Origin of the sequence: Kurthia sibirica, assembly GCF_003143975.1 — a bacterium.
Classification (GTDB): Bacteria; Bacillota; Bacilli; order Bacillales_A; family Planococcaceae; genus Kurthia; species Kurthia sibirica.
In genome coordinates this window covers 32,124-49,108 of record NZ_QFVR01000018.1, presented here as the reverse complement: position 1 = coordinate 49,108, position 16,985 = coordinate 32,124, and the positions used below count along the sequence as shown (strand labels likewise).

The window sequence follows — 16,985 nt, the reverse complement described above, 5'->3', positions numbered from 1 at the left end:
ACAATCATGAAAAAACAAATTGGGCTATTAGTGATGGCATACGGTACACCACAAAAAGAAGAAGATTTAATACCATATTATACGCATATTCGTCGCGGTCGAAAACCATCTGACGAGCAGATTGAAGATTTACGAGGACGCTATCAAGCAATCGGTGGATTGTCTCCTTTAGCTAAAACAACAATCGAACAGGCAGAGGCATTAGAAGCAGCATTAAATGCTTCTCAAGACATGTATGAATACAAGTTATATATTGGTTTAAAACATATTGCACCATTCGTAGAAGATGCAGTTGAAAGTATGGTGAATGATGGGATCACTGAAGCGGTCTCAATCGTATTAGCCCCTCATTTTTCTTCTTTCTCTACAAAGGCATATCATAATCGTGCCATTGAAAAAGCGAAAGAGTTAAAGAGCGATTTAAACATCACAACAATTGATAGTTGGTATAAAGAAGAAAAATTCCTACAATATTGGACTGAAAAAATCAATGAAGCATTTGCAGAGATGTCTGAAGAAGAAAAAGAAACAGCATGCTTAATCGTTTGTGCACATTCTTTACCTGAAAAAATTATTGCAATGGGTGACCCATACCGCGACCAATTATTCGAGACGAAGGATTTATTACAACAACGTACTGGCGTGAAAAATATTGAGTTTGGTTGGCAATCAGCTGGACAAACAAATGACCCATGGTTAGGGCCAGATGTACAAGATTTAACAAAGGATTTATATGACAACAAGGGATATCGTTCATTTGTTTATACGCCAGTCGGTTTTGTAGCAGAGCATTTAGAAGTTCTATATGACAATGACTATGAATGTAAAGTTGTTTGTGACACGATTGGTGCAAATTACCGCCGTCCAAAAATGCCAAATGCCAATCCATTATTTATCGGTGCACTAGTTGATGCCGTAACTAAATCATTGGTGAAAGTATAAATAGAAAGTGATGATTGAAGTGACAAAACAACTACGTAGGGTTGCAATCATCGGCGGAGGAATTACGGGTTTAGCGGCAGCTTATAGACTGCAGCAACAAGCACGTGAACAACAACTTCCAATAGAAATAGTATTAATTGAATCTTTTCATCGTTTTGGTGGAAAGATTCATACTGTTTTAACGGATAATATTGTTTTCGAAAAAGGTCCAGAATCATTTGTCGATCGGCTCGGCATTATCGAGGAGTTAGCGAGCTCTCTTGGTATCTCAGACCAGCTTGTGCATAGTATTAGAGAAGACGGCTATGTTGCAGTCAATGAAGATCTTTATGCAGTACCAAAGGGCGTTGTATTCGGCGTTCCAACGCAGATGAAGCCATTTATGACATCCGATTTGGTGTCGTGGAGTGGTAAAGCTCGAGCTACACTCGATTTCTTACGCCCACAAAAAAAGGTAGATGTAGACCAGTCCTTAGGTAAATTAATGCGCAAACGCTTTGGAGAAGAAGTAGTTGATAATATTGTTGAACCTTTGTTATCTGGCGTCTTTAATGGTGATATTGATGAACTAAGTTACAAAGCTACACTCCCCTTTTTGCAAAATGAGGAAGTGAGTAAAAGCCTCATTCAAGGCGTAAGAACCTACACACAGCAATCTGATAATATGCAGTTCAAAAGACAAAGGAGCACATTCTTAGGGGGATTGAGCACCTTGGTTGATGAACTCGTGAAGCAATTAACAGATGTGAAATTAGTTAAAGGCGTACGTGTAACGGCCATTAAAAAATTAGGCGATCAACTTATGCTGTCACTCAATAATGATACAAGTATTAAAATAGATGGTGTCATCATTGCTACACCCCACACAGTTGCACAACAATTGATTAAAGAATCTGAGCTTTTAGCTAGCTTAAATGATATACCTTTGAACTCTGTTGCGACCGTTTCTATGTCTTTTGATTTAAGTCAGTTGCCGAAAAGCTTTAAGGGGACGGATATATTCGTGTCTCGAAATAGCGATGTGTCAATAACTTCTGCAACATTATCAAGTCGAATTTGGTCGAATATTGCTCCGAAAGATAAATTACTCATTCGAGCATATATTGGTAAATTAGGCGATGAAGCAATCGTTGATTTATCCGATAAGGAAATTGAAAAACTTGTGTTGCAAGACCTACAACTTTTAGTTGGTTTGACAGGGCAACCACAAAAAACAATTGTTACAAGGTGGAAGCATTCGATGCCACAGTATACTATTGGTCATACAGATAAAGTAAAACTAGCAAAGCAGAAATTAGCTATAGCCTACCCAACAATCCGTTTGGCAGGTAATTCCTATGAGGGCATTAGTTTATCAAAATGTGTGACGCAAGCCAATGATAGTGCGGATGAATTATTACATGAGCTATATCAAAACCAATTATGAGAGAGTTTTCTTTCTCCTAATTGGTTTTTTTCATAGGTTTCCTATATATTCGACTTATAGTAATGAAAAATAAATGACAATATAAGGGATTTCATTGTTTTTTCACAATTGCCCATTAAACTATAATAAAGGAGGCAGCTATGAAAAAAATAACCCTAGTTGGCTTGTTGTGTTGCGTATGTATATTGGCAGCATGTGATCATACAAGTTATGAAAAAATAACGAAAAATGAGGATTTTATTGCTTCTGTAAATATATTGCAACCATCCATAGATTTCATCAATACAGCAGGTAATGTCCTGGCAAGTTGGTCACTTGAAGAACCTTATACGGGTGCCACTTTAATTGGTGACGATGCTATTTTGCTTTATGGCAATCAAATGGAACATGCTGACTTAGTGCGCCTAAGTAGCGGCAAACAGCTTATGAAAATAGATGTGAAACGCGGTGCTACAAATGCTTATTATAATAAAGAAACAACGGACTTTTATATAACGAATGGCGACAATAATACGGTAACATCATACCAAATCGATGGACAAGAAAAACAACAAGTAGTACTTGGTAATTATCCGATGGCTATGTATGTAAAAGATACGCATTTATTTGTCATTAATTTTAAAGATAATTATATGTCGGTATTAAATAGTGCCAGTTTGAAGGAAGAAAAAACATATGCCATACCAAAGTCATCACATGGTATTGATTTTGTTGATGGTGAACTGTGGATTGGTGGACATGGAGCAGGAGAGAAACCGAATTCACAAGTGAGGCGTATGAATAGCAAGACGGGTAAAATCGAAGGTATGCTTGATTTACCAATGATGCCTATTGCCTTCGCATCAACAAATGGCAGTGAATTTGTTTTAAGTCATGGTGAAAATATGTTATATGAATTAAATGATGCCCATGAAATTATTTGGCAAAAAGAAATTGGCTCCAACCCATTTACAATCGCTGCTTTCCAACAGCATATTGTACTTGCAGGATATGACGATCGTACTTTGTATTGGATTAAAAATCATAAGATCATACGTAAAACAAAGGTCGGAAAAGGTCCATTTAATTTATTGGTGAGAGAGGGTGAGCAATGATGCATGTTTTAGCTGTAGATGATGAAAAAGAGATGCGTGATTTAATCGCACTTATGTTGCGCCAAGAGGGTATGACAGTCATACAAGCAGCGACTGGTGAAGAGGCGTATAAGAAATTACATCAGCATCAAATTGATCTTATTTTATTGGATGTTATGATGCCGGGGGAAGATGGCTTTGCTGTATGTGAAAAAATACGACAAACTTCTGATATACCGATTATTTTTTTAACAGCCAAAGATGCGAATGACGACAAGGTGCATGGACTTGTAATTGGTGGCGATGATTATATCGTCAAGCCATTTAGTGCAGCAGAACTGGTAGCAAGAATTCAAGCTGTACTGCGCAGATTCCATAAAAACGAAGGGATTCACCCCCCACAGATTATTACACGCGGTAAAATAACACTGGATGAAGTTGCGAGAAGAGTTGCTGTCGATCAACAAGAAATTCCTTTAACATTAAAAGAATTTGACCTTTTACATCTCTTTATGAAACAACCGAATATTGTTTTTACAAGGGAACTTTTACTTGAAAAAATTTGGTCACTAGATTATGCAGGCGGTACGAGAACAGTTGACACGCATATTAAAACATTACGATTAAAACTCGGTAAAAATGGTAGTAAAACAATTCAAACCGTTTGGGGTATAGGCTATCGCTTTGAGGAGAGTCAATGACAAAGCTATCTGCAAAAATTTGGATTTTTGTTTTAGCGACAATGGCTGTTACGATCTTATTTATGTATAGTATGACAAATTATTTATATGAAAACCTCTATGTGAAAGATACGGAAGATTCGATGATTGAAGTAGGTAGTAAACTTGCGCAAATGTATAAAGGGGGCAAAGTTACTGACGGATTCGTCAATGATATTGATCGCTATAACATGTATTCGAACAGCAATGTTTTTGCTGTACGTAATCCACGAGAACTTAGTGCATGCGTTCCTTTTGATATCGACTATGATACATTGATTGGTCCAGAGGAGAGGCAATCACTTATAAAAGGTGAAGTGTTAGCAAAAAAAGGCTATGAAAGTCGCTTTGATCGTCAAGTTATTTCCGTCGTTATTCCATTAGTCGATGAACAACGTTTAGAAGGTATACTCTATTTATATTTTCCATTGGAAAAAATTACAGAGTTAGCCTCCAAAGATGTAGTCATGATGATTGTAGCAGCTCTTATTTTTCTCATTTTGATTGGTTTTGTTATTTTCAAAGCAATCGCTCTATTATTGAAGCCATTAAAACAATTGAAAGCTGCGGCGATGGATATGGCAGCAGGGCAGTATGCTACACGTGTTGATATTAAATCGAAAGATGAAATAGGTCAGCTTGCCACAACATTCAATGAAATGGCCCAAGCAATTGAAGACGAAGACCAGCGTCAGAAGCAATTTTTAGAAAATGTATCGCATGAACTTCGCACACCAATTAGTTATATTAAAGGGTATAGTGAAGCGATATTGTCAGGTATTATTAAAGAAGAGGAGCAACCAGAAAAGTTGGCATTAATCGTACGAGAAGCGGCAAGAATGGAAAAACTAACGAATGAGCTGATGCAACTATCTCGGCCAGCAGGGCCGCAAGGTGTACTTAAACTCTATCCGTTACCGCTATCAGAAACAATACGTGAAGTGGTGGTTATGCTCAGCCAAAGAGCCACTGAAGCAGAAATATCGATTCAGTTGCATCTCGATGATGAAGCAGTCATTATGGCAGATGAATTAAAAATGAAACAAATTATGATCAATCTACTAGAAAATGCATTGCGTTACTCAGACGAAGGCACCGTGATTGATGTGAGCAGTTCGATACACGGTGAGGAGGTAGTGGTGCAAATAGTCGATCATGGAATCGGTATTCCATCAGAGGATTTGCCTAAAGTAACGGAACGATTTTACCGTGTTAACAAGGCGAGAAGTCGGGCTGATGGTGGTAGCGGTTTGGGCTTATCAATCGTAGCGCAACTCGTTCAAGCACATGATGGACGTTGGACAATTGACAGTGAACTAAATCTAGGTACGACCATTACATTATATTTTCCAATAGTAGAGGAGATTGAGTGATGAAAAAGTGGCTTTTTTCTAGTATGGTGATAGTGCTGATGCTGTTTGCAACAGGGTGTGGAAAAGCTGAAAACGCTAATGCAAATAAGCCTTTGCAAGAAGTAAAGGTGGTGTTTTTGACTGCTGAAAATGTCAAAGCGACAACCACGCTGCAATTGTCAGTTAAAGTAACGCAGGGAAAGAATAATATTGATGATGCGGCGATGATGGATTTTGAAGTATGGCAATCTGGTGACCGAAAAAAAAGTCAAATGATTAGTGGTACACATAGGGGGGACGGTGTCTATGAAGCAACCGTAAAAGTGAAGAATAACGCCGTTTATTATGCCTTTGCACATACTGAAGCAAGTGGCTTACATGTGATGCCAAAGCAAAAATTCATCATTGGTAAACCGAATATGGCAAAAGTAAAAAAGGACTAAAGTAGAAGCTTGAAAAATACTACTATTCAGTTTAAACTAAAGAAGAGATGACTAAAATTATTTTTTAGTCATCTTTTTTAGGAGGACGACTGGATGGATCGCAGACATGAAATATTAGTAGCTGCCAATCAATCATTCACACTTTTTGGCTATAAGGCGACAACGATGGAGCAAGTAGCTAAAATGGCGAATGTTGGTAAAGGTACAATTTATACATTTTTTCAAAATAAGGATATACTATTTCAAGAAATCGTCATGACAATGATTGGTGATATGAAAAAACAAGCAGAGCAATCGATCGATTCATCGGCAAGTTTTTTGGATAATGCCCATAAAATTTTGATGAATCTATTGGAATTTAGAGAGGTGCATAAACTGTATGCGAAACTTGTCGAAGAAGAAAACGCACTTCGCACACCTCAGGTTGAGAATGTACTCATCAAAATTGAACATGAAATTATCACTTTTATCGCAAGTAAAATTGAAATTGCGATTAATAAAAATGAAATTAAACCATGCAATTCAGAACATGTCGCCTATTTATTATTTAAAGCATATTTAGCATTCGTCGTAGAATGGCCTCACACACATGCTGAAGAACTGGATGAACTTACTATAGCAGAGCTATTTAAAAACACGCTATTCGGTGGCTTAACACCGTAGAGCGTGTTTTTCACTATTAGGGTTGTGCGTGCTAAAATAGTCGTCAAGTGAGTATGGTCAGTTTTTTCTATATGCTGTTTTTTAATTCTTTAGAAGACGCTGGCGCGTGACATTTACGTATGAAAACGAAATGCATGTAGATGTAGACGAGAGAATCCCTTTCGTATGAAATGAACGCATAAAAAATGGCAGGATGTGACAGAATCACATCACGCCACCGCACTATTTGATACAGAAACTGATTTTCAGTTGTCTCAATAGAAAAAAGCGCCTAGACTGGTTCAGAGTCTGGCGCTTATGAGTGTATTTTCGTTTCGCGAATAATACAGAAGTAAGCAAATTAATTATAGGCTCATATTCTATGGTTCAGATAGAAATGTAGAATGAGCGTGTAGCTAGGAATATTTTTGGGGAATTCCTAGCCCAGTTGTATAACAGTTTGCTTAAAGTGATTCACAATGGTCGCAAGTATTAGAATAACACTCGCTTTGTTCTTCGATTTTTTCACCACAAGTAGCACAGTTTTTGTCCGGTAGGTTCTTGAAAAATTCTACAACGTTTTCTAACATTCGAATTCGCCTCCTAAGCAATCTGTTATATTACTGATTTGTTAATATGTATTGTATTATAACACAAGATTAAATGTCAACACAAAAGTGAAAAAATAAAGTAAAATAGTAGTGAAAGTAATGAAAAGGGGCTGGAAAACAGATGTTATTCATTGATAATAAAGGGATTACAGATCCAAGAATAAATTTAGCAATTGAGGAATATGCGTTAACAAATTTAGATGTTGAAGAAGGGTTACTACTTTTCTACATAAACAAACCATCAATAATAATTGGGCGCAATCAAAATACAGTGGAAGAGATTAATACGGAATATGTAGACAACAATGGTATTATTGTAGTTCGTAGACTTTCTGGTGGTGGCGCAGTCTATCATGATTTAGGAAACTTGAATTTCAGCTTTTTAACGAAGGATGAGGGCGACAATTTCCAAAACTTTAAAAAATTTACGCAGCCAGTTGTTGATGCGATGAAAAATATGGGAATCAATTCGGAGTTGTCAGGTCGTAATGATATTTTAGCCGATGGTAAAAAAATATCAGGTAATGCCATGTTCTCGACAAAGGGCAGAATGTTTAGCCATGGTACATTAATGTTTAATGCAGATATTAATGAGGTTGTGAACGCACTACGCCCGAAAAAAGAAAAAATGGAGTCCAAGGGAATCAAGTCAGTACGTTCACGTGTGACGAATATTATTGAACATTTAGAGGATAAAACGATTACGATTGAAGATTTCCGCCTAGCAATCTTACATTCAATCTTTGGTGGAGAAGAAAACATTAAATATTATGAATTAACTGAAGCCGATTGGGAAGCGATTCATAAATTATCTGAAGAACGCTATCAAACATGGGAATGGAATTATGGTAAATCGCCAAAATTCAATACGCAACGCTCTAAAAAATTCGCTTCTGGATTGATTGATTTGCGCTTAGAAGTGAAAAAAGGATTGATTGAAGATCTTCATATCTTTGGTGATTTCTTTGGTGTCGGTGATATGGTAGACGTTGAACAGGCATTAAAGGGCGTACGTTACGAAGCGTCAGCTATTCATGCAGCTTTAGAAACAGTTGATATACCAAAATATTTTGGTGGAGTAACAACTGACGAATTTGTTCAATTAATGTATTAAAAGAATTAAAGCATTATATAGAGGAGGGACGAACATGGAGAAGCATCGTATTTTAATCGTTGAAGATGATTTAAAAATCGCTTCAATGTTAGCGCAAACTTTACGTAAATATCATTATGAAGTAGCAACTGTTGAAGCATTTGATAAAATTGTTGAAGAATTCAACGCATTCGATCCACATCTCGTATTGCTCGATATAAACCTCCCTTCTTACGATGGCTATTATTGGTGCCGTCAGCTCCGTCAATTTACGACGGTACCAATTATTTATATTTCAGCCCGTTCAGGAGAAATGGATCAAATTTTTGCACTTGAAAATGGTGGGGATGACTTTATAACAAAACCGTTCCATTATGAGATTGTTCTCGCAAAAATCAAAAGTCATTTACGAAGATCCTATGGTGAATATGCAGCAAAACAAGAGGAAAGAATCATTAAAATTGGTCAATTACATTTATTTTTAGAACGTATGGAACTGCATACAAAAGAGGATGAAATTCCATTGCAAAAAAAAGAATGTGTTATTTTAGAATTATTGATGGGTGAAGCACCACGTGTTGTATCACGCGAAAAATTATTGGAAGAGCTATGGGATGACCAAGCTTTTGTCGATGAAAATACATTGAATGTTAATATGACACGCGTGCGAAAAAAACTGGCAGATTATCATATTAAGTCGACGATTGAAACTGTCCGTGGAGCAGGCTATCGTTTCGTACTAAGTGCGGAGGAGGCCTAATATGCAGGGCGTTAAACTATTTGCTCGTGACCATGCGGGCTTCGTACTTTTTGAAGTATTTATTGTCGCCTTCATTTTATTACTCTATTGGCTAGACGGCTTTCGCAATGTAGATACAGCAATCTATTCTATTATTATTTCAATCGTTTTAACCTGTACATTTTTAGCATCTCGTTATGTTATGCGACAAAGCTATTATCAAAAAGTTATACAGATGCCCAAAACAATGGATGATGCATTACAAAATAATGCGAAAACACCAGAGCATATGCAAGTGGAGCTTTATATGCATGAACTCTATCGTATCTACCAGTTGGAGGCGCAAGAGTTATATGCTAAGCAAAATAGACATTTACAGTTTATGAATCAGTGGGTTCATCAGATGAAAACACCATTGGCCGTTATGGAGCTATTATTACAAGAAGAGGGTCCACTCGATAAAAAAAGTGTTGAAGAAGAAGTAGAACGTTTAAAACATGGTTTGGAATCCGTTCTGATGAATGCGCGACTAGATACATTTGAAGAAGATATGAAAATTGAGAAAGTATCTTTGAAACAAATTGTTACCGGTGTCGTCAATCAGCATAAGCGCTTATTCATTACAAAACGGGTATTTCCAACAATTGATATCGATGACATGATCGAAGTAACAACGGATTCAAAATGGCTCCAGTTTATCATTGGACAATTTTTAACAAATGCTGTGAAATATACATTTGAAGAAGGGAAAAAAGTATATATTTCTTCAGAAAATAGCGATCACGGTGTATCATTGAAAATTCGTGATGAAGGAATTGGTATCCCACCTAATGATTTGAAACGTGTGACAAAAGCTTTTTTCACTGGAGAAAATGGTCGTAAAACAGGCGAATCAACGGGAATGGGTCTATTTTTGGCTCAGGAAATTTGTAAGAAGCTCGATCATCATATGAAGATTGAATCGCAAGTGGATGAAGGTACGACGATTACTATTTATTTTAAATATTCATGAAAGGTGAGGGATTATCATGGCTTTATTGAAAATTGAAGATGTGACAAAGGTTTATGAGGGCAAGGTGACTCATCGCGCTTTAAATCAATTTAGCTTTGAGGTTGAAAAAGGTGAGTTTGTCGCAATTATGGGTCCATCAGGTAGTGGTAAGACGACACTTTTAAACGTAATATCAACGATTGATCGTCCCACTTCAGGACATATTGAATTAAATGGTGTGAATCCACATGCATTGAATAAAACAGAATTGGCTCAGTTTAGACGTAAACAACTTGGTTTTATTTTTCAAGACTTTAATCTTTTACAAATGTTAAATGTCGAAGAAAATATGGTGTTGCCACTCACTTTAGCAGATGTAAAAGTAGTGGAAATGCAGCAACGGGTGCAACAATTGGCGCAAGAGTTAGGTATTACATCGATTTTAGAGAAACGCCCAAATGAAATATCTGGCGGACAGGCACAAAAAACAGCTATCGGACGTGCGCTCATACACCAACCTATGCTTATTTTAGCAGATGAACCAACAGGCAACTTAGACTCAAAATCAACAAAAGATGTTTTGGAATTACTCGGACGTATCAATAAGCGTGAAAATGCTACGATTGTTATGGTAACGCATGATCCGATTGCTGCTAGTTATTGTGATCGCGTACTTTTTATTAAAGATGGCGAGTATTTCAATGAAATTTATCGTGATAACCAGCGTCAAACTTTTTTTCAAAGCATCTTAAACGTCCTAAGTTTATTGGGGGGGAATGTCGGTGACTTTACGTCAGCTCGCCTTCCGTAATGTAATTCGAAATCGCCGAATCTATGCTGCTTTTTTTATGGCTAGTATTTCCTCGGTGATGGTTTTTTTCATCTATTCCATGCTTATGTATCATCCGAGGGTGGAAAATGAATTCGTTACCGAAATAGCTTTTCGTGGCATGCTTGTTGCAGAAGTAATCTTAGTATTATTTATGTTATTTTTTCTGTTTTATTCCATGCGTGCTTTTTTACAAGCGCGATCAAAGGAGTTTGGTATTCTCATCCATTTAGGAATGGAAAAAAAACAACTGAATAAACTCGTGTTATTTGAAATATTAATAATCGGAATGACGTCTATAGTAGTAGGCATTCTATTTGGTTTTGCATTCTCTAAATTCTTTTTTATGATCGTACGCGAAATATTAGATATAAAATCATTAATGCTCTATTTCTCGTGGAAACCATTTGCTTTAACAATTGGTACATTTACGACATTATTCATCGTCATATCGTATGTCAGCATACTAACAATAAAGGATGATAATGTACTTCATCTTATTCGTGGCTACCAAAAGACATTACAAGATGTCAAATTTTCTTGGGTGCGCGCATTGGCGGGTTTCTTACTGTTAGGTGTCGGTTATTATGCAGCTGCGCATACGACAAAGGATAATTTACTTACTTTAGCAGGGTTATTACCACCAGTCATCACGTTAGGAACCTATTTATTTTTCACGGACTCAATCCAAGTGTTTTTAAAAATTATTAAGAAAAACAAACGACTTTACTGGCATAAATATCGTCTTATTTCTGTATCTGAAGTAGGGGGGATGTTGAAGGAAAACTCGCGCATGTTTTTCATTTCAAGCATGGTATCAACGATTGCTTTTTTAGCAATTGGTACATTGAGTTCACTGTCGACATTTTCACACCAATACCATCAACTGAATCCGTTAAGCTTGGTCTACACAAGTACGTTGAAAAACCCCTATGAACGTGCGCATGTCCAGCAAATACAATCGGAACTACAGGATGCGAAACTGAGCTATCGTCTAGATCGGGTGGTTGTCAAAAGACAGACATCATCAAATACAGAAGCGCCGGTGCGTATTATAAGTGAAACGGATCTTAATAATTTAGCAATGTCACTTGGTTATCCTCTCGTATCACTGAAAAAAGGACAATCGATGTTTTTAGCCTATTCGGAAGACTCGTTAAAATCATTGAAAAAAGAAAATGTTACAACGGTTTTAAAGGAATCCAATGTGAAATTGCATATTGAATCGGCCTATCCTAAAATTATTTTCGCTGCAGATAAAATGGGAACCAATCAAATTATTGTCAATGATAAGGATTTTGAATCTATTTATGCACCAATTAAGGGGCTTGATGGCGTATCCTCATCAAGGCATCTTTATATTTTCAATGTACCAAAATGGCAGGAAACAAAAACAATTGGCCATAATCTCGATGCCATTATGAACTCGGCGTACGCAACGGGGAATGAAGACAATCTGCCTTTCTATTTTGAAAATACTGGTTTGGATTATTCGTTTATTCGTTCGACATTTGCACTCTTATTATTTATTGGTTTACTTGCATCATCCGTATTCTTTTTAGCTGCTGGAAGTTTTATTTACTTTAAGTTATATACGAACTTAGAAGAAGAAAAGAAACAGTATGAAACACTACAAAGAATGGGCTTAACATCTAAAGAAATGCGTAAACTCGTCAATCGTCAACTCATTCCACAATTTTTCCTACCATGGGGAATTGCGATGTTAAATAGCACATTTGCTTTTATAGCGTTGCAAGTATTTTGGAAAGGAATCGCAGATTTATCAATTATGAAAGAAATTCTTTTTGTGATGAGTTTGATTACTTGTATCCAAGTATTTTATTTTTATTTAATTCGTTGGCGTTATTTAGCACATTTGAAAATTGGAACATAGAGTGGGGCAAGGGCTTCACTCTTTTTTTTTGATTTTATGCTATTTGTTGCTATTTTCAGCTTCAGTTGATGCCGGATCATCCGTTGACATGAAAGAATTCAATCAGGCTATCGAATATTGAGCGTGGGGAATTTTTGCGTTAGTCCATTCATGCAAACAGCTGCTGAATCAACTACTCACTATACAATAGACAAAATTAACCAGTTGCGAATTTTCTTTTTTTAGTGAATAAATGTACACTAGATGCAGTAACTGTTTAAAAATTTGGTGAGGAGGGCGATTATTATGGGGAATTTTATTGCAATTGCAGTCAGTATATTACTATTAATTCTTATTTTAATACCAATTGTCAAACTGGTGATTCGCAAGAAGTCGATTGATAGCGAATTCAAACCATTTGATGATATGACCAGAGGTGTTTCACCTAATATGGACAGTTCATCGCCTATCACACAAACAAAAGAAAAAGTAGAGCAGCATACTGAAGACGAATATCATAAGCCAATGGATATTGATTTAGATGAAGATTCTCAACATAAAAAATAAAAAGAAAACCCGTTTGAAGGCAGAAAAACTGACTTCAAACGGGTTTTTATTCATTATTTATTTCATTTTATCTTTCCGAATTACATAGAATAGTACAAGGATCGCAATCCATAAAGGTCCAACAATTAAGGCGATACGTGTATCATCATTGAAGAACATTAAGACCACAACCATTAGTAGAAAGGCAATGGCGAAATAAGAACCAAACGGATAGAATTTGTTTCTAAAAGTCAGCTTGGCAACGGCTTCCTTTGTTAATGTTTTTCTATAGTTGATTTGGGATACGAGAATGATAATCCATGTCCATACAGCCCCAAATGTCGATACACTTGTAATATAAATAAAGACTTTTTTATCTAAGAAGTAATTTAATACAACACCTATTAATAATACAATTGCCGAAAAAATAATCGCAATTGTAGGTACACCAGTTTTGCCAACATGATGAAAAATCTTAGGTGCTTGTTTTTGACCTGCTAGATTAAACAACATACGACCTGTACTGAAAATACCACTATTACAACTGGATAAAGCAGCTGTTAGTACGACGAAGTTTAAAATACCTGCAGCATAACGAATGCCGACATTTTCGAACATCATGACAAATGGACTTTGATCTCCAGTCATTTCATTCCAAGGATAAATGGCTAAAATAACAGTAATGGCACCAATATAGAAAATGAGCACACGCCATAATACCGTATTAATCGCTTTTGGGATGGTCTTACGTGGGTTATTCGCTTCACCAGCGGTTACACCAATCATTTCAACGCCTAAGTAGGCAAACATAACAATCGGTAATGCCGCGATTACTCCGCTAAAGCCGTTTGGCATAAATCCACCATGTGACCAAAGATTAGAGAAGCCCATGGCATCGCCACTGTTGCCGATACCAAAGAGAATAATGGCTAATCCAATTAGAATCATCGCGATAATCGCAACCACTTTAATGAGCGCAAACCAAAATTCAAATTCCCCAAATACTTTTGCTGCAATGAGATTGACTAATGTCATTAAGACAAGAGCAGCCAATGCCCAGATCCAACGTGGAGAGTCTGGGAACCATAAAGTCATATAAATACCAACTGCTGTGATTTCAGCCATACATGTCACAATCCAGAGGAACCAATAATTCCAACCGGTAATAAAACCAGCAAGTGGTCCAATAAAATCTTGTGCATAACGACTAAAAGAACCCGCTACTGGATTTTCAACTGCAATTTCACCTAATGCTCTCATAACTAAATAGATGGCTAATCCACCAAGTGCATATGTAATTAATACAGCTGGCCCTGCTAGTTGTATGGCACCAGCTGAGCCAAGAAATAGTCCGACGCCAATTGCAGCACCGAGTGACATTAGTGTAATATGTCGTGATTCTAAACCCCTTTGAAGCCCAGGTTGCTTGTTGCTCATGTAAACAACTCCTCGATGTGATTTTATAATGTTTATATAATATAATAGCATAGAGTTTTTTATTTTTCATGATATAAACAACTTATTTTGACTGTACTATTCAGAAAATAAATATACTTCCGACTATTATTATTATATAAAGTGTTTCTCAAGTTATAACTAGTGTTGTCTCCATATACTATTGAGGTGTTCATCCCTATTATTTTAACAACATACCTTATTTGCTCATAAAATACAATTTTTTGTAATAAATGAAGGGGATATACTATAATGAATTAAAGAGGAGGAATGAATGAAAATGACTAAATTTGTACAAAAAGAAGATTTATACGATTTAAATTCGATTACGCAGCCCATTATTTCACCAAATGATGTTGAGGCAGTATTTATTAAAACGATAATGGACAACGAAAAAAATACATATTACGCTGAATTATGGCATGTCGATTTACTAACAATGGATTTACAACAATGGACCTTTGCTCAGGAACAAATAGCGATGGTGCAGTGGTCAGCAGATGGGCAATATGTGTCGTTTCACTCCACTAGAAATGATAAAAAAGCATTGTATATATTGAATAAAGATGGTGGTGAGGCGCAGCTCATTACAGACAATCTTGATAATTTATCCTCCTACTGTTGGTCCGAAGATAATAAAGAACTATATTTTACTGCTAAGGTGAAGGCAGGAGAGTCATTTGGCATAACGCAAAGTGAAAAAGTAGATAAAAATCCACATGCTTATTTTGTAGATGGCTTGCGCTATAAATTAGATGGTATAGGTTTGCTCGATGTAACGAAAAAAAATCAACTTGGTAAAATTGATTTAGCAACGAAGGCGATAGAAAGAATCACGCAAGATGATAATGACTATACGATTTCAAGTAGGTCACATGATGGTAAGATGCTTGCTGTGACAGTAAGCTCACAAGCCAATGATGATGATTTCACAAGTAAATTAGTGTTAATTGATAGCCAAACATTTGAGCAAACAATTGTTATGGCAGAGGATGGTCAATTTGGCGGAGCGGCATTTTCATATGATGATCAGTGGTTAGCATTTGAAGGTTCGCTAAATGAACCGTATAAGAATGCTATGCATAACCAAATTTATGTGTATAATATGAACGAAAAATATCATATGGTATTAACGCAAGAGATGGATTTACCTGTTGGTGATTATGCTATCGGTGATGTTCAACAAGATGCACATGCACCTTCAGTCGTTTGGACGATAGACAATGACCTGTACTTCCAACTGTCATCAATGGGAGATGTTCGCTTGTATTATGCAACATTAAATGGTGCGATTTATCCAGCATCCCCAGAAGAACAGCATGTCTATGGCTATGATGTTACAAAGGATGGTCTTTATGCACTATTAACTGTCAGCACAACAACAACTGTTGGTGAATTATATCGATTAGAAATTGCAACAGGAGAGATGTGTCAGCTCACTACATTTAATCGTGAATATGAACAAGCGACGACAATGATCAAACCGGAAATGATCAATACAATAAGTGATGGAGAATTGGTATGGGGTTGGTTTATGAAGCCAGCTCATTATAAAGAGGGGCAAAAATATCCGTTAATACTTGCGATTCATGGTGGACCACATATGATGTACGCCAATACATTTGTTCATGAAATGCAAGTACTTGCGGCTCAAGATTATGCTGTTCTCTATGTCAATCCACGTGGAAGCCACAGTTATAGCCAACAATTCGTCAATGGAGTAAGGGGGGATTATGGTGGTGGTGATTTCCGTGATTTAATGGCTTCTGTGGATGCTATTTTAGATGAGCATAGTTGGATTGATCGCGATCGTTTAGGCGTTACAGGTGGTAGCTATGGAGGCTTTATGACAAACTGGATTATTGGGCATACATCGCGTTTTAAAGCTGCATTAACGCAACGTTCTATTTCAAATTGGGTTAGTTTGCATGGTGTTTCAGACATTGGTTATTACTTTACGCAGTGGCAGATGACAGTTGATTTGACAGATTTAGAAAAATTATGGCTGCATTCACCATTAAAATACGTAGATCAAATGACAACGCCATTGATGATTATTCATAGTGAAAACGATGATCGTTGTCCGATTGAACAGGCAGAGCAACTATATGTAGCGATGAAGCGAAAGAACAAGGAAGTTAGCTTTATCCGTTTCCCACAAGCGAGCCATAATTTATCGCGTACCGGCCTACCAAACTTACGACAGGAAAGATTATCGGTAATTACCGATTGGTTCGACAAAAAATTGTAA

At 36.7% G+C, this 16,985-nt stretch carries 16 protein-coding genes; 14 read left to right on the top strand and 2 right to left on the bottom strand.

What is annotated here, in order from left to right:
* Window positions 1-6: 6 nt before the first annotated feature.
* The 7 genes from hemH (at window position 7) to DEX24_RS12495 (ending at window position 6,618) form a co-directional block, all read left to right on the top strand.
* The gene (gene hemH / locus DEX24_RS12525; RefSeq protein WP_109306750.1) at window positions 7-942 is read left to right on the top strand and encodes a ferrochelatase; all 936 of its coding nucleotides are present in this window, start codon (window positions 7-9) and stop codon (window positions 940-942) included.
* Window positions 943-961: 19 nt separating this feature from the next.
* Window positions 962-2,368, top strand: coding sequence for a protoporphyrinogen oxidase (gene hemG / locus DEX24_RS12520; protein ID WP_109306774.1), 1,407 nt, complete (start codon window positions 962-964; stop codon window positions 2,366-2,368).
* 140 nt (window positions 2,369-2,508) lie between these two features.
* Window positions 2,509-3,462: a YncE family protein gene (locus tag DEX24_RS12515; RefSeq protein ID WP_109306749.1), complete on the top strand. Its 954-nt coding sequence runs from the start codon at window positions 2,509-2,511 to the stop codon at window positions 3,460-3,462.
* Window positions 3,459-4,142 carry a response regulator transcription factor gene (locus DEX24_RS12510; RefSeq protein WP_109306748.1) on the top strand — a complete coding sequence of 228 codons (684 nt, stop codon included), beginning with the start codon at window positions 3,459-3,461 and terminating at the stop codon, window positions 4,140-4,142. Before DEX24_RS12515 ends, DEX24_RS12510 begins: the two co-directional genes overlap by 4 nt.
* Window positions 4,139-5,533, top strand: coding sequence for a sensor histidine kinase (locus DEX24_RS12505; protein ID WP_109306747.1), 1,395 nt, complete (start codon window positions 4,139-4,141; stop codon window positions 5,531-5,533). Before DEX24_RS12510 ends, DEX24_RS12505 begins: the two co-directional genes overlap by 4 nt.
* Window positions 5,533-5,955 (top strand): FixH family protein, encoded by a 423-nt coding sequence (locus DEX24_RS12500; protein ID WP_109306746.1) that lies wholly within the window; start codon window positions 5,533-5,535, stop codon window positions 5,953-5,955. The genes DEX24_RS12505 and DEX24_RS12500 overlap by 1 nt, the downstream gene beginning before the upstream one ends.
* A gap of 93 nt (window positions 5,956-6,048) precedes the next feature.
* Window positions 6,049-6,618, top strand: coding sequence for a TetR/AcrR family transcriptional regulator (locus DEX24_RS12495; RefSeq protein WP_109306745.1), 570 nt, complete (start codon window positions 6,049-6,051; stop codon window positions 6,616-6,618).
* Between the two features lie 443 nt (window positions 6,619-7,061).
* Here the strand turns inward: DEX24_RS12495 and yhfH are convergent, their stop codons facing one another.
* Window positions 7,062-7,187: a protein YhfH gene (gene yhfH / locus DEX24_RS12490; RefSeq protein WP_109306744.1), complete on the bottom strand. Its 126-nt coding sequence runs from the start codon at window positions 7,185-7,187 to the stop codon at window positions 7,062-7,064.
* A gap of 142 nt (window positions 7,188-7,329) precedes the next feature.
* On the opposite strand from yhfH, the gene lplA reads away from it, so the two are divergent.
* The 6 genes from lplA to DEX24_RS12460 all read left to right on the top strand — a co-directional run bounded on the left by lplA (window position 7,330) and on the right by DEX24_RS12460 (window position 13,300).
* Window positions 7,330-8,322, top strand: a complete 993-nt coding sequence (lplA, locus tag DEX24_RS12485; protein ID WP_109306743.1) for a lipoate--protein ligase — start codon at window positions 7,330-7,332, stop codon at window positions 8,320-8,322.
* Between the two features lie 34 nt (window positions 8,323-8,356).
* A complete protein-coding gene (locus DEX24_RS12480) occupies window positions 8,357-9,061 on the top strand; it encodes a response regulator transcription factor (RefSeq protein ID WP_109306742.1) in 705 nt (234 codons plus the stop codon).
* Between the two features lies 1 nt (window position 9,062).
* Window positions 9,063-10,052: a sensor histidine kinase gene (locus DEX24_RS12475; protein WP_109306741.1), complete on the top strand. Its 990-nt coding sequence runs from the start codon at window positions 9,063-9,065 to the stop codon at window positions 10,050-10,052.
* Window positions 10,053-10,068: 16 nt separating this feature from the next.
* The gene (locus DEX24_RS12470; protein ID WP_109306740.1) at window positions 10,069-10,842 is read left to right on the top strand and encodes an ABC transporter ATP-binding protein; all 774 of its coding nucleotides are present in this window, start codon (window positions 10,069-10,071) and stop codon (window positions 10,840-10,842) included.
* Window positions 10,814-12,754, top strand: a complete 1,941-nt coding sequence (locus tag DEX24_RS12465) for an FtsX-like permease family protein (RefSeq protein ID WP_109306739.1) — start codon at window positions 10,814-10,816, stop codon at window positions 12,752-12,754. Before DEX24_RS12470 ends, DEX24_RS12465 begins: the two co-directional genes overlap by 29 nt.
* 285 nt (window positions 12,755-13,039) lie before the next feature.
* Window positions 13,040-13,300: a hypothetical protein gene (locus DEX24_RS12460; protein WP_109306738.1), complete on the top strand. Its 261-nt coding sequence runs from the start codon at window positions 13,040-13,042 to the stop codon at window positions 13,298-13,300.
* 57 nt (window positions 13,301-13,357) lie between these two features.
* Here DEX24_RS12460 and DEX24_RS12455 read toward each other — a convergent pair whose 3' ends face one another.
* Window positions 13,358-14,716 (bottom strand): amino acid permease, encoded by a 1,359-nt coding sequence (locus DEX24_RS12455; protein ID WP_109306737.1) that lies wholly within the window; start codon window positions 14,714-14,716, stop codon window positions 13,358-13,360.
* Window positions 14,717-15,008: 292 nt separating this feature from the next.
* Here DEX24_RS12455 and DEX24_RS12450 point away from each other — a divergent pair, with 292 nt between their 5' ends.
* A complete protein-coding gene (locus DEX24_RS12450) occupies window positions 15,009-16,985 on the top strand; it encodes a S9 family peptidase (protein WP_307725566.1) in 1,977 nt (658 codons plus the stop codon).

Coding starts and splice junctions, on each gene's coding strand:
- yhfH (WP_109306744.1), bottom strand. CDS start 7,187: ATGTTAGAAAACGTTGTAGAATTTTTCAAGAACCTACCGGACAAAAAC.
- DEX24_RS12450 (WP_307725566.1), top strand. CDS start 15,009: ATGAAAATGACTAAATTTGTACAAAAAGAAGATTTATACGATTTAAAT.
- DEX24_RS12480 (WP_109306742.1), top strand. CDS start 8,357: ATGGAGAAGCATCGTATTTTAATCGTTGAAGATGATTTAAAAATCGCT.
- lplA (WP_109306743.1), top strand. CDS start 7,330: ATGTTATTCATTGATAATAAAGGGATTACAGATCCAAGAATAAATTTA.
- DEX24_RS12495 (WP_109306745.1), top strand. CDS start 6,049: ATGGATCGCAGACATGAAATATTAGTAGCTGCCAATCAATCATTCACA.
- DEX24_RS12460 (WP_109306738.1), top strand. CDS start 13,040: ATGGGGAATTTTATTGCAATTGCAGTCAGTATATTACTATTAATTCTT.
- DEX24_RS12510 (WP_109306748.1), top strand. CDS start 3,459: ATGATGCATGTTTTAGCTGTAGATGATGAAAAAGAGATGCGTGATTTA.
- DEX24_RS12475 (WP_109306741.1), top strand. CDS start 9,063: ATGCAGGGCGTTAAACTATTTGCTCGTGACCATGCGGGCTTCGTACTT.
- DEX24_RS12470 (WP_109306740.1), top strand. CDS start 10,069: ATGGCTTTATTGAAAATTGAAGATGTGACAAAGGTTTATGAGGGCAAG.
- DEX24_RS12505 (WP_109306747.1), top strand. CDS start 4,139: ATGACAAAGCTATCTGCAAAAATTTGGATTTTTGTTTTAGCGACAATG.
- DEX24_RS12455 (WP_109306737.1), bottom strand. CDS start 14,716: ATGAGCAACAAGCAACCTGGGCTTCAAAGGGGTTTAGAATCACGACAT.
- DEX24_RS12515 (WP_109306749.1), top strand. CDS start 2,509: ATGAAAAAAATAACCCTAGTTGGCTTGTTGTGTTGCGTATGTATATTG.
- DEX24_RS12500 (WP_109306746.1), top strand. CDS start 5,533: ATGAAAAAGTGGCTTTTTTCTAGTATGGTGATAGTGCTGATGCTGTTT.
- hemH (WP_109306750.1), top strand. CDS start 7: ATGAAAAAACAAATTGGGCTATTAGTGATGGCATACGGTACACCACAA.